This window comes from Schlesneria sphaerica (assembly GCF_044336245.1).
Taxonomy (GTDB): Bacteria; Planctomycetota; Planctomycetia; order Planctomycetales; family Planctomycetaceae; genus Schlesneria; species Schlesneria sphaerica.
This window is the reverse complement of the sequence record NZ_CP172346.1, coordinates 4,380,568-4,402,378: the sequence shown is the minus strand read 5'-3', so window position 1 is coordinate 4,402,378 and position 21,811 is coordinate 4,380,568. Positions and strand designations below refer to the sequence as shown.

14 protein-coding genes are annotated in these 21,811 nt (G+C 55.4%); 5 read left to right on the top strand and 9 right to left on the bottom strand.

The annotated features are described in order from the left end of the window. Nucleotides 1–3: 3 nt before the first annotated feature. Entirely contained in the window at nucleotides 4–1,611 is a 1,608-nt protein-coding gene (locus tag ACGY09_RS15985; protein WP_373649232.1) for an ABC transporter permease, read from the bottom strand. 253 nt (nucleotides 1,612–1,864) lie between these two features. Continuing rightward, complete coding sequence (gene ispF / locus ACGY09_RS15980) at nucleotides 1,865–2,365, bottom strand: 2-C-methyl-D-erythritol 2,4-cyclodiphosphate synthase (RefSeq protein ID WP_397568512.1); 501 nt, start codon at nucleotides 2,363–2,365, stop codon at nucleotides 1,865–1,867. A 217-nt stretch (nucleotides 2,366–2,582) separates the two neighbouring features. Between ispF and ACGY09_RS15975 the strand changes: the two genes are divergently transcribed. The 3 genes from ACGY09_RS15975 (at nucleotide 2,583) to ACGY09_RS15965 (ending at nucleotide 8,585) form a co-directional block, all read left to right on the top strand. Next, nucleotides 2,583–3,455: a hypothetical protein gene (locus ACGY09_RS15975; RefSeq protein ID WP_397568511.1), complete on the top strand. Its 873-nt coding sequence runs from the start codon at nucleotides 2,583–2,585 to the stop codon at nucleotides 3,453–3,455. Between the two features lie 258 nt (nucleotides 3,456–3,713). Further along, complete coding sequence (locus ACGY09_RS15970) at nucleotides 3,714–5,744, top strand: BatA and WFA domain-containing protein (protein WP_397568510.1); 2,031 nt, start codon at nucleotides 3,714–3,716, stop codon at nucleotides 5,742–5,744. Between the two features lie 63 nt (nucleotides 5,745–5,807). Then, entirely contained in the window at nucleotides 5,808–8,585 is a 2,778-nt protein-coding gene (locus ACGY09_RS15965) for a VWA domain-containing protein (protein WP_397568509.1), read from the top strand. 390 nt (nucleotides 8,586–8,975) lie between these two features. Here ACGY09_RS15965 and ACGY09_RS15960 read toward each other — a convergent pair whose 3' ends face one another. Next, nucleotides 8,976–9,311, bottom strand: coding sequence for a hypothetical protein (locus ACGY09_RS15960; protein ID WP_397568508.1), 336 nt, complete (start codon nucleotides 9,309–9,311; stop codon nucleotides 8,976–8,978). Nucleotides 9,312–9,515: 204 nt separating this feature from the next. Here ACGY09_RS15960 and ACGY09_RS15955 point away from each other — a divergent pair, with 204 nt between their 5' ends. Together ACGY09_RS15955 and ACGY09_RS15950 are read left to right on the top strand one after the other, a co-directional pair. After that, entirely contained in the window at nucleotides 9,516–9,887 is a 372-nt protein-coding gene (locus ACGY09_RS15955) for a hypothetical protein (RefSeq protein WP_373649239.1), read from the top strand. 222 nt (nucleotides 9,888–10,109) lie between these two features. After that, entirely contained in the window at nucleotides 10,110–10,577 is a 468-nt protein-coding gene (locus tag ACGY09_RS15950; RefSeq protein ID WP_397568507.1) for a thiol-disulfide oxidoreductase DCC family protein, read from the top strand. Nucleotides 10,578–10,763: 186 nt separating this feature from the next. Here the strand turns inward: ACGY09_RS15950 and ACGY09_RS15945 are convergent, their stop codons facing one another. The 6 genes from ACGY09_RS15945 to ACGY09_RS15920 form a co-directional block, all read right to left on the bottom strand. Beyond that, entirely contained in the window at nucleotides 10,764–13,304 is a 2,541-nt protein-coding gene (locus ACGY09_RS15945; RefSeq protein ID WP_397568506.1) for a DNA gyrase subunit B, read from the bottom strand. A gap of 69 nt (nucleotides 13,305–13,373) precedes the next feature. Further along, nucleotides 13,374–13,679, bottom strand: coding sequence for a DUF721 domain-containing protein (locus ACGY09_RS15940; protein WP_397568505.1), 306 nt, complete (start codon nucleotides 13,677–13,679; stop codon nucleotides 13,374–13,376). Nucleotides 13,680–13,779: 100 nt separating this feature from the next. Continuing rightward, on the bottom strand, nucleotides 13,780–14,892 hold the full coding sequence (gene dnaN / locus ACGY09_RS15935; protein WP_375314938.1) for a DNA polymerase III subunit beta: 1,113 nt from the start codon (nucleotides 14,890–14,892) through the stop codon (nucleotides 13,780–13,782). 377 nt (nucleotides 14,893–15,269) lie between these two features. Further along, nucleotides 15,270–17,261 (bottom strand): alpha/beta hydrolase family protein, encoded by a 1,992-nt coding sequence (locus tag ACGY09_RS15930; RefSeq protein WP_397568504.1) that lies wholly within the window; start codon nucleotides 17,259–17,261, stop codon nucleotides 15,270–15,272. Between the two features lie 279 nt (nucleotides 17,262–17,540). Further along, complete coding sequence (locus ACGY09_RS15925; RefSeq protein ID WP_397568503.1) at nucleotides 17,541–18,584, bottom strand: FHA domain-containing protein; 1,044 nt, start codon at nucleotides 18,582–18,584, stop codon at nucleotides 17,541–17,543. Between the two features lie 403 nt (nucleotides 18,585–18,987). Beyond that, complete coding sequence (locus tag ACGY09_RS15920; RefSeq protein WP_397568502.1) at nucleotides 18,988–21,771, bottom strand: response regulator; 2,784 nt, start codon at nucleotides 21,769–21,771, stop codon at nucleotides 18,988–18,990. Between the last annotated feature and the right edge of the window lie 40 nt (nucleotides 21,772–21,811).

Here is a 21,811-nt window from a genome sequence, read left to right as displayed (position 1 = left end):
GGGTTAGCGAGAGCCTCGCAGCCGCGGATCAGAAGCGTCGCGAAGTGCTTCTCCCATCAGGTTATAAGCCGTGATGGTGAGGAAAATCGCCAGACCCGGAAAGTGAATGAGCCACGGAGCATGCTGCAGGGAATCACGACCATCTGCCAGCAATCCCCCCCAGGACGGCGTTGGCTTGGAAATCCCCAAGCCCAGAAATGACAAACCACTTTCTGTCAGGATTGCACCAGCAATTCCGAACGTGGCAGAGACCAGTACGGGTGCCATGGCGTTGGGTAAGACATGGCGGAAGATAATTCTCATCGGCGTATAGCCTAGTGCGCGGCCAGCGACCACGAACTCCTGATCGACCAGTCGCAGAAACTCACCGCGCACCAGCCGCGCAATACCCGTCCAACCGGTCAATCCAATAACGATCATGATGTTGACGATGTTCTGACCGACCAGAGCCACGATCGTCAGAATCAGGAAGAACGTGGGGAAGCAGATCATGACCTCAATGATGCGGGAGATCAGAAGATCACACCATCCACGGTAGTACCCCGCCAGGGCACCGACGATGATTCCAATTGTCACGTAGATAGCGACGGCCACCAGTCCGACGGAAAGACTGACTCGACCTCCCCAGATCATTCTGCAAAGCACGTCACGACCGGATGCATCGGTACCAAGCCAGTGCGGTCCACTCCATTGCGAGGCCAGCTTGATCGAAGCGGCGTCTTTCCCCGGCGGACACCACTTAGCAGGGTACCACGCCGGTGCGGCTGATTTTCCGGCCAGGTCATATTCATCGATGCCATAGGCAATTGGAGGCCACATGACAGATTCGTAGACCACAGGTGCTTTGGCAGCATCGGGATCCGCGGCCAGAACTCCCGATTTATACTCAGTCCGATCAACGCGATAAGGAACCTGCCACCACCACAACATCCCCGCAATGAGAGGTAACCCCATTACGAGAAAGGAATACACCCTCCGACGAATATGATCATTCTCGACTGGAACCAGCCTGCGGAGCAGCCAGATCCACAAGGGCGTGAGTAGAAACAGGATATTCGCAACCTGAAAGCCAACATCTGCGGCGTTGAGCGAGGCAAACACAGGCCAGTGTGACTTCGAGACAAGTGTGACGCTGCTGGCGTCGAAGCTGGAACGAAGTTCTCGCTGCAGTTGTCTAAGAGCATCACTTCTCCCCTCCATGCCGGACGAGCGAAGGATATTGAGGATCTTGTTCTCAAGCTCGCTGAGCTCAGCCGACTTTTCCGGAGACAGAGCACTTTCCATGAGATCCATCTGCAGGGCGATCGTCTTGATCGTCGCATCAGGAATCGAAAGAGCCGAATCTTTCGCCAGGGCTTCAATCTGCTGCGACATGGCACCACGAAGTGTCCTCGCCGCTTCCTGATATTCGAACCGATTAATCCCGACGTAAAAAATCGGTCGGGCGTTCGCCAGGAAAGGAGCAAAAACACTGGTCGTAATTAATGCCAGAACGAGTGCTGCGGCGGCCACTGCGAGTCGACGTTTCTTAAATTCGTTCCAGATCAATGCCCACTGGCTTTTGCTCTGAACCGTCGCTGCATTCGATATCTTCGATTGAGTAGCTGTCACAAATGCCCTTCCCGCTCCATCCCTGCTCGACACTCGTTTTCATGGCTCGTGCATCTCAAAAGAGAGTTCTCCACGAGATTCTGAACAACCCTGCTCACGTCCGGTTCGGTGCCTCACCCCAACGCCACTGGAAAGGGCTGAAAACACAGTCTTCTCCCGATGGGTCGGTTCCGAGCATAATTGCGCAAGGCAATTTAGCAAAGCGACACTTTGAATCGAGCGCCCCTCATCCTTCCACACTGGAGAGTGGAATTCAGGACGCGGCCCTGATTCTGGCAAGTAAGACAACCGCGTCAGCGTCGATCGCCTCCTGCCGTCCAATCGGCCCCACCCTCTCGCCCGTTTTGGCTTTCACGTTAACCTGAGTGGCATCGATCTTCATCAGTTCAGCGATGCGGGCGGCGATCGCCTTTTTGTAGCTCGACAGCTTCGGACGCTCCGCGTGAATCGTGCAGTCGACGTTGCCGATCTCCCAGCCTCGCTCGCGGACAGCCGCTACGGCTTGCTCCAGAAAAATGGCCGAATCCGCGTTGGTCCATTGGGCATCTGTATTGGGAAACCATTCACCGATATCCCCCAGGCCGACGGCCCCCAGCACAGCATCTGTCAGCGCGTGCAGTAGCACATCAGCGTCGCTGTGTCCGTCCAGGCCAAACTCGTAGTCAATTACGACTCCGCCAAGAATCAATCGACGACCAGGAACGAGTCGGTGCCTGTCGTGTCCCAGCCCCACTCGAAATCCACAATCAAACATCCTGTTACTCTCGTTTTAAATCCAGTTCGCTGAAATCGTTCTAGCAAACGGAAGAATGAGCGAAGCGGATCGAAAAGAAAAGCCTCGCTGCCTCGATGCTCGCTGCCCCGGCCAAGAACTCAAATTGACACGTTTGGCCAAACCGGGGTAGATTCCCGCTGCTCCCTCCTTTCATACATCAAATCGAAGAAAAGCAATCCTTTTCACGGACTTGCACGTGTCCCGGTACATCCTGCCATTCGCGAGGACCAATCGACTACCTTTTCTGGTGGTGACAGTCAGCGTCTTTGCATTTTTAGGATGTTCGATCTTCCCGACCGGTTCGACTTCGACCCAGTTTTCGTCCGGACGACCGATTCTTCCTCCGATTCAGGCTGCGCCTGACACCATACTGCTCGAAGTTTTCTTCATTGAACGCCCGCAGGAAGATCCGCTCCTCTCCACAAGCCTCTGGAAAGATGTGGATCAGATTGGAGCCGTGCCAACGACTGAAACTCGGCAAATTCTGCGTGAAAATGGTTTTCGTGTCGGAAATGCGAGTTCACACCCTCCGGCCTCAGTCCAGAAGTTACTGGGTATGGTCGCGGAAATCCCCCTGAACTCGTCCGAGAATTCGGGGCCGCTGTTGGGTCGACACCAGTTCCTGGCCCCCGGCGTCGAAACGGAAATCCCCACCGGCATCATTCATGACGAATGTGAGTTCCTGTTTCACGAGGCGGGAGGAAAAAAGTCCGCCTCCTACGAGAATGTCAACTGCGTTCTTCGCATGAAGGCCAATCGACTGCAGGAAGGCTGGATCAGAATCGACTTCCAGCCCGAAATTCATCATGGCGAAAACCAGCTTCGACGCACAGCTGCCGGGGAAGCCTGGTCACTCAAAATGAGTCAAAAAATCGACGTGCGCGTGGCTCAACGATTTAGTATGACCTTGAATGTGGGAGAACTGGCGCTGATTACGGCGATCCCTCACGAAGAGGGAACCTTAGGCGATCGATTCTTCTGCCGTGATGATCAAGGAACAAAAAAACAACGCGTTCTCTGTATACGCGTTGTGGAGGCCGGAAGCCCTGCTGCCGCTTTAGCAAGATGAATTAGCCCCGGCGCAGCGGGCAGTGACTGCCATCGAACTAAGGCTCGAATCGCCTGATCGCCTTTTCTGTAACGTCATTCCGATTGGCTTGACGGGTCAGCGCCGTCGTCATCCGCTCGAGACTTTCGCTTGCGAAAACAGAACCATGACATGCTGTCTGGTTTTGGTCGCGACAGATGGTTAGGATCTTGGTCGCAACTTCGACCGACTGATTTCTGTCCGAATTCACTTGGGTCTCTTAGCAGGTTGACCTCTCCCATGACGTTTGATTCGCCAGGTTCCCTGTTCTGGTTTGGACTCGCTGTTCCAATCGTCGTCTTCTACATTCTCAAAATTCGATTACGGCGACAGCCGGTTTCCACGATCCTGTTCTGGAATCAAGTTCTTAATGAGCAGAACCCACGGTCGATCTGGCAACGGCTTAAGCACCTCGTCTCGCTCTTGCTGCAACTCGCGATGCTATCATTGCTGGTTCTGGCCTTAGCTGACCCGTATTTCTTCTGGGAGGTTCGATCTGCACGGCGTATCGTGCTGGTCGTTGATAATTCGGCCAGCATGAACGCAACGGACGTCAAACCGTCCCGTCTGAGCGAAGCTCGTCGCCACGCGCGACTGTTGGTATCAGGAATGCGGCACCGCGACGAAGTGGCGCTCGTCGCTGCGGGGACTCAACCACAGGTCATCGTCGGATTCACTGGCCGACAACGGACATTGACGGACGCGATCAATTCGCTGCCGGCGACCGACGGTCCTACGCGCGTCGCTGAAGCAATTTCTCTTGCGCAACGCCTGCTTGGCGAGCGACCTGATGGAAAGCAGGCCGAAGTCATCGTCCTGACAGACGGTTGCTTCGAAGGGGCCGAAACGCGGATGAGTGATCAAGTCCAGACCAACGACACATCCGAAAAGGCGCCTCTCCCCGTCGCTTCGGCGAATGGGGACGCTCCTGCAGTTCAGGCCCCGAATGACATCGGCGGACCGGGAAAGCTTACCTTACAAATCATCGGCGAGCGTTCAGGCAATGTCGGTATCACCCAGTTTCAAGTTCGGCGAAGTCTGGTCGATCCCCTGGGATATGAAATTCTCGCCGAAGTCTCCAATGTGTCAGATGATCCTGTGGAGTGTCGCTTCGAGATTGATCTGCTCATACCCGGCACGGGGACCACAGAACCGATCGATGTCGTACCCCTGAAGCTGGAGCCAGGTGCAAAATGGACCCAGGTCTTTGATAAAGCTTCTGCCAACGGCGGCCATCTGGTCGCGAACATCAAGCACGATGACGCACTGGCCGCAGACAACACTGCCTGGGCGGTCCTGCCACGTCGCGAAATTCAGTCTGTCATTCTCGTCACGACAGGCAATCTCTTTCTGCAGAAAGTCTTCGAAGCGAATCCCCTGGTCAAATTGACCGTCGTTGATCAACCCCCTGCCAGCGTTCCCCTGGAATCTGTAGTCGTCTACCACCGCGGTCTCCCTGCGACACTCCCTGCAGGAAATGTCTTTATCATCGATCCCGCAAATTCCAGTGACCTCTTTACAGTCGGCGAACAACTTGAAAGCGCGATCGTAACAAAGCAGGACAAGGACTCGCCGCTAATGGCGCACGTCAGCCTCGACAACGTCGTCATGCCCGAAGCTCGTAAAATCACGCCAACAGAACCTGAGCAAGTGCAGATTCTCGCAACAGCGATCACAGGGGACCCGCTCTTTTTTGCTATCAACCGCCCCGAAGGGAAGGTCCTGGTCCTGACAGTAAATCTCGACAAAGGGGATCTTCCATTGAGGACAGCTTTTCCCATTTCCGTGGGGAACGCCCTGCATTGGTTCGCGGGAAACAAGAGCGACCTGCGTGAGTCTCTTGCGGCAGGTTCCATCGCGACGGTGACGATCAGCGATTTCCTGACCCCACCCAAGGGTCAGGAACTGACTCTGGTGAGCCCCACTGGTCAGAGGAAACCGCTGACCTTGAGTGCGGACAAGGCCACGGTTGGCCCACTGGATCAATGCGGAATCTGGCAAGTTTCGGATGTCGTCCCAACCTCCCTGACCGCAACGACGCAAGTCGCACAAGAGGCCCCGCCGCCGCCACTGCTCGAGATCGCATGCAATCTCGCCAGCTCTGCAGAGTCTGATCTGCGTCCCACAGAGGACCTTCTGCTGAAGAGAAGCTCTCCGTCCCCGGTCCTCGCGGGACTGGGATCGCGTCCGGTCTGGTTCTGGCTGCTCTTGATCGCGCTGGCACTGACCACCATCGAATGGTGCCTCTATCAACGGCGTGTCATCAGTTAAGAACGAGAACGTCAATTGATCGTCCTCGACTGCGGGACAATCGCAATGGAAACGAGATCCCTGATGATTGATTCCTTTTCATTCGAAGTGCCTCATCCCTGGTGGCTGGCCTCGCTCATTCTGATCGTACCCCTGCTCGCCTACTACTACTGGCGTTCGTTATCTGATTTTCCCTTGCGACAACGTGTCATCTCGTTAGCCACGCGGACAGCCATCACGATCCTGCTGGCATTTGCACTTGCCGGACTGGCTCTGCTACGTCCGACTCAGCAAAAGTTCGTCATTTTTGCGATCGACCAAAGCCTGAGCGTCGATTCAGCCAATGACGAGCAACTCCGTGGAGATGGTTCGAAACCTTCTGCAAAATCGTCCCAGGTTGACGAGTATCTGGATCGCGTTTTTTCCCAATCAACCAATCCCGGCGACCATAAAGTCATGTACCTGCCGTTCGCTGCTCAAGCGGGGACGCTGACAACCGAACGACCAAAGTCTTCAACAGAACAGCCTTCGACGAGCCCAGCAGCCGGGTCATCTACCCCCGCACTGCCCCCCGCTCTGGATCGAAACGCCACGGACATCGCGGCCGCCATTCGATCTGCGGCGGGAGCGATGCCGCCCGACTATGTACCGAGAATTGTGCTTCTCACGGACGGCAATCAGACAGCCGGCGACGTACTTCAAGCAGCGCTCGGCACTGCTTCACTCGTCACGACGGATCGAAAAACGATGTCCGGAAACATCACACCGGGATCTGCTCGAGACGTACAACTCATTCCAATCGACACAGTTCCGTTGAAAGTACGGGATGAAAACGAAGTACAGGTCGCCGCAGTCGATGTGCCTGCTCAAGTGCGCGAAGGTGAGCCGTTCTACGTCGAAGTCGTCATCAATTCGAACCATGAAGATGAAGGGTTGGTCGAGGTCTTTCGGGGTGCCCACAAGGTGCTGAGTGAGACGCGAAAACTGAAGGCAGGCGAAAACCGGTTTCGCTTTCAGCAGTCGATCACGGGTGAACGGCTGGCCCAGTACACCGTCAAAGTCGGCGGACTGTCACAAGATACGTTGCTCGACAACAACACCGAGTCGGGTCTGGTGTTTACCACCGGCAAACCTCGTGTCCTGCTGATTGAAAGCGAACCCAAACTGGCACAGCAACTTGTCTGGGCTCTCCAGCAGGAGGAAATCGAATGCGACGTTCGGCCTGTCGAAGGAATGCCCGAGTCACTGGCGGACCTTCAGAATTATGAACTGCTGGTCCTGTCCAACATCCCCGCTACCAGCCTGTCACAGCGGCAAATGGAACTCGCCCGGACCTATGTTCAGGATCTGGGAGGTGGCTTCATGATGCTGGGGGGCGACCAGTCGTTCGGCTTGGGAGGTTACTACAAAACAGTTCTCGAAGAGATCCTGCCCGTTCGATCCGACTTTGAAAAGGAAAAAGAGAAACCCTCCCTGGGAATGGTCCTCGTCATCGACAAATCCGGCTCAATGGGGGGAGAAAAGATCGAGATGGCCAAAGAGGCGGCCAAGAGTGCTGCCGAATTGCTGGGCCCCCGGGACCAGCTCGGGGTCATCGCCTTTGACGGAGATTTCTATTGGGTGAGTGAACTCCAATCCGCAGGTAACAAAGGCCGCATCATTGATGACATCAGCCGCATCGAAGCGGGTGGCGGAACCACGATGTATCCCGCCATGGAAGAAGCCTACAACTCTCTCCAAGCGGCCACCGCAAAGCTCAAGCACGTCATCGTGCTGACAGACGGAATCTCTTCTCCTGGGGACTTCGAAGGGATTGCCCAGAGTATGGCTTCTTCCCGTATCACATGTTCGACGGTCGCCGTGGGTGAAGGGTGTGATTCGAAGCTGCTGGAAGAGATCGCGAGGATCGGCCAGGGACGTTACTTTGAGGCCATGGAGGCCAGCACACTTCCCCAGATTTTTGCTAAAGAAACCATGACCGCCAGCAAATCGGCGATCAATGAACAGCCGTTCGTTCCGCAACTGCTTCGACCGACGCCTGTCCTCGCCGACATCGACTTTGAAACAGCCCCGTTTCTGCTTGGGTACGTTGTCACCAGACCTAAGGCCACCTGCGAATTTATCCTGGCGACAGAATCGGGAGACCCGCTGCTGGCATGGTGGCGATACGGACTGGGAACCACTGTCGCGTTTACTTCTGATGCGAAAAGTCGCTGGGGAGCAGAATGGCTCACATGGCCAGGTTTCAGCAAATTCTGGGCTCAAGTAGTTCGCCAGTCGATGCGTAAAAATGACGTGAAAGGGGTCGTCGTCGACGTGAAGCAGGAACGTCGTCGGGCCACGGTCAGCCTCGACGCGATTGACCCTTCCGGCCGATTCTTGAATCGAGCGGAAACGGAAGTCACGGTGATCGACCCTCAGTTGGGCCAGCACAAGCTCGAAATGAAACAAACCAGCCCCGGTCGCTACGTTGCCGAGTTTGATACCCCGTTGTCCGGGGCGTATCACCTGAACATGACCCAGAAGACATCGGGGGGAACACTGCTGCATCAGCAGACACGGGGCCTGATTGTGGGCTATCCTGACGAACTCAGGCTCCACCCCACGAATGAAGACCTGTTAAAGACCCTTGCCAGTACATCAGGCGGCCGATTTTCGCCCGCCCCTGACGAGATCTTTCCCACAGACACGGGAGACCGACAGAGTGAAGGCCAGCCAGTAGTGCGCCCGCGAACGGTCCAGAGAACCACTCCGCTTTGGCCGCCACTGGTGACAATCGCCTCTCTTCTGTTCTTGCTGGATGTCGCATTGAGAAGGATCGACTTCAGTCTCTGGTGGCCCTGGCGGGGCCGATTTCGCTGAAGCAGGCCGTTTCCACGTCCCCCATTCAGAGGCCGGAGATTGGCCGTCTTCCGCCGCTCAAAGATCGGATAGGGAAGAATCCGGAATCTCACCGTCCCCGAGCGACTGTCGTAGCCCATCAAGAATGGGCGACTCGTTCCGGCATGCGGGAAGATTCTGTCCGTGCGATACGGGCTCGATGAGAACTCCGGGTGGAGCGTAAACACGGCATCGCTTTCCCTTTCCAAAAACGTGCTCGACACGAATTTGCTTATCGTCAACAATAATGGTAAATGCCGCTCCTTTAACGGTTCGTTCCGGCATAAATGGCGATCTTTCTTGTGTGAGGGATTGAAAGGGATGATCGAGAGACACGGCGAGTTCGACTGAGATGAAAATTCAGAAACCCGGTTACATTTCTTGAATCTCATAGACTGTTGAGACCAGCTCCATGTGGTACTTCCTTCCCTTGGCGGAAAAAGTAAACGAACAGGGGATGAAATCTTCTCCCCCCAGTGCGGCGTTGATCTGCGACTTTATCAACCGCCCGTCATCATTCGCCGCATTGTCCACCAGCCAATCGGCCAGTTCCTGCTGGTACCGTTGCAGCCGTTTCCATTCCCGAGCTCCCAACTCCCAGTCAGCTCGCTGTTTTGCCACCTGACGTTCGAGCTGCTGACAACGATTCTCCATTTCGCCGGTCGCCTGGAAATGGAGGTCTCTTTCGCTGGAATCGAGAGCCGACATAGTGCACCCTGCAGATTAACCGAATCATATTGCGTCGCAGCCACAGCAACACAACCTCACGACAAGATACCGACAAAGATTTATGACGTCAAGAATGCAGTTGTGATTTTCTTTTGACGGACTTACGTTTTTGCTTTACCGATGACAAAAGGTAATGACGCGTCAAGCGTTAGGTTTTCATTTCATTTTTCAGGAGAGATTTGCGTGCCATTGAAATACGAATCCAAAAGCGCAGAAATGGTGGCCAGCACGGCAGAGTCACTGAAGAAGGCGACGGAACAACTGACCCAGGTTGCGATGGAAATGCAGCAGCACAAGCTGACCCATGCTCTCTTTCCCTGGACGCAGCGACAATGGGATTGCCTGGATGTCATCATTACCATGGCCAATCAGTGTGTCGCCGTCCTGCCGGCCCAGATTGTTGCAAAGAATCAAGGTCGACCTTCTCAGTATGAAATTATGCAGAAGCGTTCCAAACGCGATGTCGCTGCACGGAAGGCTCGGATGGCAGCAACGACTTCAGCCACGGATGCTACACCCAAGAAGCGAGGTCGCCCGGTCAAGAAGAAGGCCTGACGCCTGCGCACAGCGGGGTTTCGACAGTTCGATCCAAGATTGTCCGAGAGTCGTAACGCTTGAAGGATGCGATGTCGCGTGCCAGAAACTTTTCGCCGATGGCGACTACTCATTTCTTCGAGTCGATGCCAACGTCGACAGAGAGGGATTTGCTGTCACTGACGCCGTTCCTGTACGATGTTTCCGGGGTTTCAGTCAACCAATCCTAGAGCGGAGGGCGTCATGAGCAGTGTACCAGTCGCACTCAGCGGGACAGGCGAAATTCCGATCCCCGTGGACGTCCGTGAGACCGAAGGTGTGCGACGAATCTTGTTTTTTGACGGCGTGTGTGGCCTGTGCAACTGGTCCATCGACTTCGTCATGAAACGTGATTATCGGAAGCAGTTCCAGTTTGCCCCGCTGCAAGGTGATACCGCGAAGTCACTGTTATCCCCAGCAGATGTCAACAACCTCGACACCATGGTGCTGTGGGTCGCAGGGCGTACCTACAGGAAATCGGCGGCGGTGATCAGAATACTCTGGCAACTGGGGCCCGGTTGGCGCGTTCTGGGGGTACTGCTGTGGCTCATTCCGCTTCCTCTGCGGAATCTTGGATACACGATCGTCGCAAAGAATCGATATCGCGTGTTTGGTAAGAAAGAGTCGTGTCGCCTGCCAACCCCCGAAGAACGAACTCGCTTTCTTCCTTAGTCCCCAGAGAAAAGGAAGAGTGCTCATCTGACGCAGCAGCTCGAGCGGCTGAATGCGTGTGATTTCGACAACGGCCGCAAGAATTTGCCCGCAAAGCTTTTGACGGAAGATTCCAGAATGCACGAGTCCCGGGACGCCGCTGCACTGTCGGGCGCCCTGGGACTTCGAGACCGTCAACAACTTCGTTCAGACGTCCAGGTCTTTCACGTCGAGTGCATGCTTTTCGATGAATTCGCGGCGCGGCTCAACGGCATCGCCCATTAATACCCGAAACATCTCGTCCGCAGCGGCAGCGTCAACCATCGTGACCTTTAACAGCGTTCTTGCGGCGGGGTCCATCGTGGTATCCCACAACTCTTCAGCGTCCATTTCACCCAGTCCCTTAAAGCGGGTGACCTTCATTCCTCGCTCGCCCAGATCCCGAAGCTCACGCAGCAATTCCCGGAGGCTGGTCAGGCGTACGGTATGGTCTTCCTGCTGGATTCGGAACGGATAGAAGGTTTCACCGTCTTTGGCCCCAGGGGGATAAAGATCGGGTAGACGAATTCCATAACCTTTCAGCTCACGCAGCGCATCGTTGATCGTTCGCATCTCGTGCAGATCGACAATCTGAAGCAAACCATCTTTCGCAGCTCCCGGTGTGGCGGGTGCCACGTTTTTGCTCGGAGCAGGCGTACCGTTGGCTTCACCGGCAATCTCCAGCTCCTGCCCCCGCTTCTTCTCTTCCTCCTGGACGAATTGTTCGACCTCATCCCGCGTATGGAACCACTGTTCTCGCTTACCCAGAAAGACTCGATACTGCGGCAATGGCTTTTCAGGGTCAGGCGATTGCTGGTGTAGATATTTCAGAGTGAGTCCGCGACGTTCCAGAAGCTCGATTGGCTCTTCGATCCGGCCGAGCAGGGTGACGATTCGCCGGAGATGATCTCCTTCGATTTCGACTCCGTCAGAGAAGACAACCCGACTTCCATTCAGCCCCAACTCCATCAGCTCAGACACCATCTTTTCGTGCGTTTGCACGTAGCGGCTCTTGTTCCGCTGAGTGACTTTGTAGAGTGGGGGCTGGGCGATGTAGATACACCCATTCTCCACAAGGGGCTTCATGTGACGGAACATGAACGTCAGCAACAGAGTGCGAATATGGCTTCCGTCGATATCGGCATCGGTCATGAGAATGATTTTGCCGTAGCGCCGCTTGGTCACATCCTCAAACTCTGCCATCGGTGGAATACCGATCGCCTTAAACAGATTCGAGATTTCCGCGTTATCCAGGATCTTGATCAGTTGAGCTTTCTCAACGTTCAGGATCTTTCCTCGTAGCGGAAGGATCGCCTGGACGTTCGAATCACGTCCGGTATCGGCCGAACCACCGGCCGAGTCCCCTTCCACGAGGTACAGCTCGGTGATATCGAGCTCGCGACTGCGACAGTCACGCAGTTTTTCGGGTAGTCCACCCGAGGTGAGAGCCCCTTTCCGCCGCACCATTTCGCGAGACTTGCGAGCCGCTTCGCGCGCTTCCGCAGCCATCAGCCCTTTCTGCGCGATGCGTTTGGCGATGTTCGGGTTCTCTTCCATGAACTTGGTCAATTGCTCGAAGACGATCGAGTTGACAATCCCTTCGACGGAGGCGTTGACCAGCTTTTCCTTGGTCTGCCCCTGAAACTGGGGATCAGGAACGCGAACAGCCACAACCGCCACAAGACCTTCACGGAAGTCGTCACCTGAAGGAACGATTTCTTCAAACAGCTTTTCGCGTTTTCCGTAGTTGTTGATTGCGCGCGTCACTGCGGCCCGGAAACCACTGAGGTGCGTCCCCCCGAGGAAGTTATTGACGCAGTTTCCGAACGTCCGGACGTTCTCATTGAAGCCATCGTTGTGCTGGATTGTGACAGCGACTTCAATGCCGTCCTGCAGTCCATTGATACGGATAATCGGATCGTACAGGGGCGTTTCTGTCCGATTCAGCCAGCGAACAAATTCCACAATTCCATCGGGGTAACAGAATTCATCCTGCTCCCCCGATCGTTCATCCAGAATTCGAATGCGGACCCCGGCATTCAAAAACGCCAATTCCTGCAATCGCTTGGCGAGGGGCTCAAAGTTGTACCGAGTGTCCGGAAAGATGTCGGGATCGGCCTTAAAGGTGATCTTGGTCCCCGTCGTATCACTCTTGCCCAGCTTCTTGAGCTCAGTTGTCGGCTTACCTCGAGCAAAATCCATCGTCCAGACATGACCCTCGCGGCGAACTTCCGCTTCAAGCCATTCGGCAAGCGCATTCACCGCCTTGATACCGACTCCGTGAAGCCCCCCGGTACCGACCTTGTAACCACCGTCGCGGTTGAACTTTCCACCAGCGTGAATGTTGGTCAGCACGACCTCGAGGGCCGATTTATTGTCTTCTTCCGGCATCGGACCGACAGGAATCCCGCGGCCGTCGTCAGAAACTGAAACGCTTCCGTCTGCATGAATCACCACGGAGAGGTGAGTCGCATGTCCGTTCGCACATTCATCAATGCAGTTATCTACCAGTTCATAGACGAGATGATGCAAACCCAGCGTTGTCGTGTCACCGATGTACATCGCAGGACGGTGCCGAATCCCCTCAAGCCCCTTCAGCGCCTGAAGATGTTCAGGACCGTATTCACTGCTGGCTGAAACAGACCCGGTTGCCGCGGATTGCGAAACGTCGGAGGACTCATTCATCGGTGGATTATTCGGGTCAGACAAAACAGTTCTCCATCTCAAAATTGAATGCTGATGCAGGATTGATTCGTGCGAAAAGCAATTCGGTTCAAATCAGGTTCCGCTCAGCTTGAATTTCAATGTTCGAATGTTCAAATGCGGGTAGCGCTGCCTGATGACTTGCAGCAGTTCAGGCCCCTGAAACGAGGCAAGCTCACTCAGCAGTGGCGCGTTGTCGACCGCGACCGTCAACGTCCCCCGACTCAACTTCGCCGGGCGAGTTTGAGCAGCCAGATCGGGCCCAGCCACCTGCTTCCATGCGGCCTCAAGCTCGTTTTCGCTGCGAACTCTCGCAAAACCACGAAGGGCAATGAGTTCGCTGAGGGCGATGGATAAAGGAAGTGGATCACGAGCGGCCATGCGTGCGATCTTGCGTTTCAGGTGAACTTTTAATTGTACAGCTCGAACAATTCGAACTACCGTCAGGTGCTGCGTCCCTGCTGAGACACCTCAGGCTGGTTTAGCGATCCCGTGCCAGCGGCATCACAACGTAGGTGTAGTTATCGTCGGTCACCAGCGCGGCCCGGTCGTCATGACTGATCAGTTTCAAATGAAACTGCGAACTGGAATCGAGAACTTTCAGGAAATCGGCCACGTAACGAGGGTCGAATGTGATCGTCAGTTCTGGCCCGTCATAAGCGATCGGCATTTCAATTTTCGACTGCCCAATGTCCGCAGCCTGACTGTTCAACCGCAACGTACCCGCTCCGAACTCGAAGTCGACACCGCGACTTTCCTCGCTCGTTACGATCATCGCCTGTCGCACTGCCGAGTAGAACGGTGCCACGACCAGGTCAATCGTCGAGTTGTAAGTATCTGGTACCACTTTGCGGTAATCGGGGAACCGCCCCTGAACCAACTGACTGGTAATGGTGGTCCCGCCACATCGAACCACGATGTCGTTCTGGTGCAAGGCGATGTGAACTTCTCCCGATCCATCGCCGAGACTTTTCTCTATCAATCCCATGGCCTTGGACGGGACAACGGGGGGAGTGGCCGGAAGCTCTGGACGTCCCACCATACTGGATGCCGCGCTCACAACCGCCAGCCGCCGACTGTCAGTGGCGGCCAGAGTCAGTTGCTCAGCTCCCAGTTCCGTCTGGATCCCGCCCAGTGCATAGCGAGTGCTCTCACTGTCCGTCGCGAAGATCGTTCGACGAATCATCATGCGAAGAGCCATTGCTGGCACGACAAAGTAGTCTGATTCTTCAAACGCAGCGACAGGAGGGAAATCAGCAGGATCTTCCGCAGAAAGCCTAAACTCGCTGTAACCGCACCGAATCCACGTCGCATCGCCAGTGACTTCGAGTTTAACAACATCGTCACTCAGCTCGCGCAGCACTGACAGCACCCGCGACGTCGGCAGCAGCGCCTCTCCACGCGAGTCTGACTCGACATCAGGAACCTCGCAGCGAATTCCGATTTCACTGTCACTTCCGATCAGCACGGCTTTGCCGCCACCCACCTGAATCTTGACGTTCTTAAGGATATCTTTGGTGGTGCGAGACGGAACCACGCCAGAAACCGTTTGAAATGCGGCTGTTAAGGAGTTTCGCTGGCACGTCAGATGCATAGTGGACACATATTTTAAAAGGACGATTGACGAGTCGGAAACGAAGGCCGCCTGACTCGATTTCTGTTTACAAAACGCCGACATTCGCCGGGCTGTAAAGTATAACAGAAACACGGATTATCCGCACGCGAATTAACCGTTCTGGCCCCTCTTTCCCGCCCAGATTTCCACCTGTGCGGAAGTGACAAAAACCGGCCGCCAGCGCCGATGAAAATGCCTCGACGACTTAAACCGGCGCTCCCCACCCTGGGTCGCCGAACCGTGACTTCCTTTTTTCCGGGCGACCAGCGCGAACGTACTCTCTCACCTCCGCCGCCGCGCCGAATTACGGGAACACATCCGTCTGGAGTGATTTCAACACGACCGACCGCAGCGACTCAATCTGCCCGCACAGTGCGCGACAACCGGTCACCGTAACCGGCTGCACGATAGGCCTGTTCCGTGCGACCAAATGCTTCCGACTCCGCATCGATCAAAGTGGCGTGGCGGGGAGCGAGCAATCCAATGGCGTCCGGCACATCAAGCACCCGCAGCACATTAAGCAGTGCTGGCCCCTGACGGTGCGATGCAGGAGGGTCCACGACCAGGACTTCGCTGATACAGGACTCGAGTAGTGCGGCATACACCCCCAACACCCCCGCCGTACCGCGTCCTGCAACACCAATCGTCAATTCATTACCGTCAGCCTCGTGCAACCAGCGAGCGACAGACTGAATGTCATAGACGCGACCTGCGTCGACCGTGCGACCAACCAGAGCGTGGGCTCGCTCAACATAGCTGGGGGGATTTTTTCGTGTCCATGCCAGCGATTGCCCTGCACCTCTGGGACTGATAACAACAACGGACTGATTTGCCAGGTCCGTCGCTGCAACCCAGGCCGGAAGCGTTCCTTCGAGATCCTCCGTATCCAGTACCACAAGCCAGATTCGTTCCCGATGTTCCGGCGATCGGGGTCGCGCTTGTTTCGCTTCGTGCCGGGCAGCAATCACCAGTATGTCGTCTTCAGTCCCCAGAATCATTTGACCATCAGGTCTCGTTTCCCTCACGACGGCAGCAGGAACTTGCTCGGGCCACTCACGAAAGACACGCTCCTGCAGGCCGTCTCGCAAATTGCTGGACCACGCCAGGAACTCGTCCCTGCTGGTCGGAGGGACGGGGTTTGCCCGGGGAACGAAGGTTTCATCGATCACCGCATTAAGGCGATCAGAAGGCAAATCACTGTCCTCAGGGAAGACTCGCAGAAGTTTCCCCTCGATTGCAGCCAGCTTCGGCTCGTCAACATCGGCATTGTCATTCTTCAAATGTCGATTGATCCAGCGATAGGCCATCAGCCTCAGTTCCTGATTGTCCAGATGTCCTCCTGGCGTGACGCCCACATCAAACAGTTCCCCCTTGGACTTTTCATACCACCCATAGATCTGAGCGAGGCGTTCACGAATTCGCTCATTACCGGGCATCGGGAAAATCGGGTCATACCCCGAGTTCTCAAACAACATGGGACGCGGCGCAATCAAGGCCGCCAGGGTCGTCCATTCCCATCTGTAAGTGTTGTACATGAACATGCAGTCGCAGTGACCGTCGCAGACCTTTTCGCTGACATAGGTTTGCAGATCGCTCAACCCGCTGACCGGCACGCAGACTTTCACCCGGTCGTCTGCTGCGGTAATCCATAGCGTAGCAGCCCCCCCACCGCTGCGTCCGGTGACGGCCAGCTTATCGGCGTCGACATCCGCTCGCGAAGTGAGGTAGTCCAGTGCTCGAATGCCGTTCCAGCACTCCACTCCTGCGGGAGTATACCCAGCAGAATGCCACCACCAACGTTGCTCACGGTACGTTCCATGGTGAAGCCCAGCGATCTCGCCCAACTGCAGCGTGTCGATCATCAGACAGATGTAGCCATGTGAGGCGAACCACCGCCCATGGTGCTGGTAGCCGGTCTTGTTGCCATCGCGACCCCGATTGGCGTGCCCGCAGACGTACAGGACAGCAGGAAGCTTCCCCTCGACCTTGGCGGGTCGATACAGATTCCCCGTTACGTACAGGCCGGGACTGCTCTGAAAATGAAGCTTCTCAACATGGACATCATCCAGCTCCAAGGTCCCCGTCACCGTGGCATTGAGCGGGGTTCGCTCGGGAAGCGGCCACAACCCAAGCATATCGAGATACCGACGTTTCAATTCGTCGCGTTGAGCTTCCCATTCTTCCCGGGACTGGGCTCCTTCCAGGACGCGGCTGCTCAGCCGGGCCGTCTCAAGGATCAGGTGACTTTCCATCATCGCATCACCGGGCTTGGCAGAGGGCGTCTCCTGCGCCCATAACCCTATTGATGACAGCGCCACGATGCAAACGACACTCAAATTCCGAGACATACGGCATCGCCCTTTCGTCAGTAGTTCACTACGACTTGCGTCCCACCCATCTGCTCAAGGGCCGCGACGTCCGTTCTACCGACCCTCGCCCCCAAGTTCCACTGTCACTCAATTCATGGCCGGCCATGATCACAGGCATTCCCTCGACAAGCGAGGGTCTCTGCCAGAGAACAATCACGCGACGTGGTAGAACCACGTGGGCAGCCTCTATTGCGCGAGGGCCCCCCACGAAGAGAAACCTTTTCGGGCCAGTGCCGGGGGAGCGATGGTCAGACCGCTCTACAATGAGTCATCTGAGTCCAGCAGGTTATAGCGTTTCGGACGATCGGAATCGTCATCCTCGAGCTCCACTCCTCCAAGGCGACCATCTGTCAGATCCATGCCAAAGCCAGCTTTTTCCAGCAGACTCTGCGAGAAAAGCTGTCGAACAATGGGAGGGGGCGCATCGCTGGCAGGGACGTACTCAACCTTGTAGTGATGTTTATGGAGCGTCAGTGTGCTTCCCGGCATCAAGACGTCAAAAAGACAGCGTTCGCCGTCGACCGAAGTGCCGTTTGTGCTGTTCAGGTCCTCGACATGCCAATACCCGTCTTTCAAGATCAGCTTGCAGTGACGTGAAGAGATCGAGGGAAGCCGAATCGGGATATCACAACCTCGCCCCCGTCCAATCGTCATCTCCGGTGAAGTGAGCACGATGGGGTCACCTCCCTCTTCCGGAATGAGCCTCCCCAGTTCGACCGGAGGAAGTGGACGCGGGCCGGGCTCCGCTATGTGAGCAGGAACCGGCGCAGGAGCGGCGGTCACAACTTCGGCATCAGGCATTACGGGCGAAGGCGAAACATTCGAGACGGGTTCTGAAGAAACAACATTCTCTGATGGCAGGTTCGTATCTTGCTGGTCTTCCGGACGCGATAGATTGAGGAATGCCAGCGCGATTTCATCATCGGCGCTTAGACTTGAAGCCCGGGTTTTTGAGAGCTTTCTCCGAGTCGACTTTTTTTCTGATGACTTGGCAGATGGATTCGTCCTGGAATGCTTCGCAGCCTGATAGTCAACGACCAGTTTTTGACGGCCGAGCGTCAGGACATCTCGAGGAGAAATTCGCTGTTCCGTGATGCGACGACCATTGATGGATGTACCATTCCGGCTGTCCAGATCCAGCACCCACCAGGAACCGTCCTTAAATTCCAACCGACAGTGATGGCCGGATACCGAGGAACAGGCAATCGGAATATCGCAATCCGACTTACGCCCCAGCAGCAGACTTGGCTTCAGCAACGGAATCGACGCTCCGCCGTCACTTGGCAACAGTTTCCCCAGCACTCTTCAGATCTCCTCCATCCGTTGTCCAAGCACAGGAGTTTGGACTGAGCGGCGCACATCTGCCAGTGCCCGCGATTGCCGCCTTATTCGCATGAGATACTTCCCTCACGCGTCATGTCATCCAGGATGGAATGCGCTCACCCGATGCACGGCGTTCCTGCTTTGATGCTGGCCGGTGGCAAACAAGACAGTCGCAATCAAAGCCAGCACCCTTTCGCGATTGTGTCCTGCCCGAACAGTTCTATCAACCGACTCTCCCATGTTTAGCCAGTTTACACCGCATGTTCAGTGGGGTTACAAGAACATTTACGACAGATCAGTGAATTTCCCCGTCTAATTCAACCGGCAAACCTGTTCCATCGACCAAAAACCGGAACTTTCATACAGAACAATCACCATACGTTCACTTTCCGATGGCACTTTCCGGTTGAAAGTCTCCTTGAACAAACCCCTGCAAAAGTTCACACACTCTGCCAAGCTCTCGCTCAAACTCGACAAAGCAGATGTGCGCCATTTCAATCTCGCCCTGCTTACCCAGAGATTCCAGCCGTTCTGCCAGACAGCGACAGCCCTGCGCACCAATTGCCCCCACAGCCCCCTTCAGCGTATGTCCCAATTGCTGTACAGAGGTTGCATCACCGGAGGCCAGCGCAGCGGCCAGTCGCAGTTTCAGCGAATCGACCTCCTCCAGAAGAGCACCGGCTACGACCTTCAGCAGCTCGCAATCCCCATCAACAGCGGAAAGCGCCTCGGACCAGTCGATGAGGGTTGTGATGTTCGCATCGGTTTTCGCCTCATCATCATCCGAAAAATTCCTCGAGAGAATCTCGTCGAGTTCGTGGGTCCGAATCGGCTTGGAAAGGTAATCGTCCATGCCGCTCTCGAGACAGCGTTCGCGATCCCCCTTCATCGCGTGGGCGGTCATGGCAACGACAATCAGCGGATTCCGGTTGAGAGGATGCAACTTCTCGCGACCTTCAAGCTTGCGAATCACGCGCGTCGCCTCCAGTCCGTCCATGACGGGCATCTGGACATCCATCAGAACCAGATCGAATCCTTCCGACTGCAGAATATCAATCGCTTCTTCACCATGATTCGCGACCGAAACGATGTGGCCCCGTTTCCGAAGAAGTCCACAGGCAAGTACCTGGTTCGGGTATGAATCTTCCGCCAGCAGAATACGCAAAGGTCGAACTGCGGAGGGCGCCGCGTGCGTGCGGACCGGTTGATCATTTTCAGGCCGGACAGTTCCGAGCGCCATCGCAATCGATTGTACGAGTTCGGATTGCTTGATCGGCTTTCGCAAATGCGAGACCACATTCAGCTTTTGACACCGATCCCGGTCGCCGAGGCGGTCGCCGGAAGTGAGCACGATGACCGCCAGATCCCGCAACACTTCATTCTTGCGGACGTGATCAACGAGAGTAAACCCGTCGATATCAGGCATATTGACATCTGTCAGCAGCAATGAAAATGGCTCACCCGACTCTTGAGCGGAGAGCAGCATCTCGATCGCCTGCGCTGCGTTACCGGCTGATTGTGGCTCCAGTTTGTGGTTTTCCAGAATCTCGGTGAGAATTAGCCGGTTTGTCGCGTTGTCATCCACGACAAGAACACGAAGTCCTTCAAGCTGAGCCACCGCCAGCCCGATATGACTTCCCGCCGTTTCGACCCCGACATCAAATTGAGTGGTGAAGTAGAATGTGCTTCCTTGCCCTGGGTTGCTTTCGACCCAGATCGATCCCCCCATTAAATCAACCAGACGTGAGGTGATTGTCAGCCCCAGCCCGGTTCCTCCGTAGCGGCGCGTCGTCGAGGTATCGGCCTGCTCAAATGCCTGAAAGATGCGGTCCATCTGATCTCGGGAGATTCCGATTCCCGTATCGCGAACCAGAAACAACAGTTCAACTTTTCCTTCGATGTGGGACTGGCAACTGACGTCAAGAATCACTTCTCCTTTCTCGGTGAACTTGACCGCATTTCCCACCAGGTTCATGACGATTTGCCGCAGTCGACCGGGGTCACCGACCAGAACGCATGGGACGTCGCTTGCAACATGGACCGCGAGTTCCAGATCTTTGTGCGACGCACGAACGGCGAGGGTCTTCATCGTATCGCCCAGCAGCTCACGCAGAGCGAACTCGGTACGATCCAGGTTGAACTTGCCAGACTCGATCTTTGAGAAATCGAGAATGTCATTGATGAGTCCCAGGAGAGCTTCCCCTGATTCGTGAACCATCTTGACGTACTCGCGCTGCGTTCGATCCAGCGGGGTATCCATCAGCAGCTCGGTCATGCCCAGGACGGCATTCATCGGAGTGCGAATCTCGTGGCTCATATTGGCCAGAAAATCACTTTTGGCACGGCTCGCGGATTCGGCCGCCTCTTTGGCTTCTTTCAAGGCGAGTTCCGTGAGTCTCTTCTCAGTGACATCTTCGGAAATCCCCAACAGGAAGCGAGGTTTCCCCTCTGAGTCCATGACCGGAATCTTTTTCGTACGCAGAATCCGCCGCCCGTGATTTGGCGTATCCAGAGTCTCTTCGGGAATTTCGACCATGACGCCGTTGGCCAATACGGCACGATCCTTTTGAGTGAAGAATTCCGCCAGTTCCTTCGGGAAAAGATCGAAGTCACATTTCCCCAGAACATCTTCACGAGACAGGCCGACGAGTTCTTCACTGGCGCGATTGAATTTTACAAATCGCAGCTCTTCCGCCTCTTTGACAAACAGCATGATGGGGACATTGTCAACGATCGAGTCGAGAAACCCATGAGCTTCAATGAGCTGGTTTTCCGTTGCCTGTCGATCCGTGATGTCCCAGAACATCCCCTGGACGCCGACGATTGCACCCTGGCTATCACGAATGGGGGCTTTCAGTACCTGGATGTGAATTCGCTTTCCGTCGCTGGCGGAGATTTCTTCCACGGCCTCCAGCAATTCCCCGGTCTCTATGACGTGCATGTCGTCGCTGCGATACTTCTCGGCCAGGTCAGCAGGAAAGACCTCAAAATCGTTCTTTCCCTGTATCTGAGGCAGTGTCACCCCCAGCGCATCGCACATCCGCTGGTTCACGAACAGAATCCGAAATTGCCTGTCCTTCTGGAAAATACAAAGGGGCAAACTTTCCACCAGGGAGTGATAGAGCGATTCCGCAGAATGCTGTGTCAGCTCTGAAGCCACAATCATCACCTCAATCTTGCCCGTCATTTCACCGAAGAACACTCAA

Excerpts from the sequence above, each read along its gene's own strand:
- ispF (WP_397568512.1), bottom strand. The coding sequence starts at position 2,365 with ATGTTTGATTGTGGATTTCGAGTGGGGCTGGGACACGACAGGCACCGA.
- ACGY09_RS15970 (WP_397568510.1), top strand. The coding sequence starts at position 3,714 with ATGACGTTTGATTCGCCAGGTTCCCTGTTCTGGTTTGGACTCGCTGTT.
- ACGY09_RS15965 (WP_397568509.1), top strand. The coding sequence starts at position 5,808 with ATGATTGATTCCTTTTCATTCGAAGTGCCTCATCCCTGGTGGCTGGCC.
- ACGY09_RS15960 (WP_397568508.1), bottom strand. The coding sequence starts at position 9,311 with ATGTCGGCTCTCGATTCCAGCGAAAGAGACCTCCATTTCCAGGCGACC.
- ACGY09_RS15950 (WP_397568507.1), top strand. The coding sequence starts at position 10,110 with ATGAGCAGTGTACCAGTCGCACTCAGCGGGACAGGCGAAATTCCGATC.
- ACGY09_RS15940 (WP_397568505.1), bottom strand. The coding sequence starts at position 13,679 with ATGGCCGCTCGTGATCCACTTCCTTTATCCATCGCCCTCAGCGAACTC.
- dnaN (WP_375314938.1), bottom strand. The coding sequence starts at position 14,892 with ATGCATCTGACGTGCCAGCGAAACTCCTTAACAGCCGCATTTCAAACG.
- ACGY09_RS15930 (WP_397568504.1), bottom strand. The coding sequence starts at position 17,261 with ATGTCTCGGAATTTGAGTGTCGTTTGCATCGTGGCGCTGTCATCAATA.
- ACGY09_RS15920 (WP_397568502.1), bottom strand. The coding sequence starts at position 21,771 with ATGATTGTGGCTTCAGAGCTGACACAGCATTCTGCGGAATCGCTCTAT.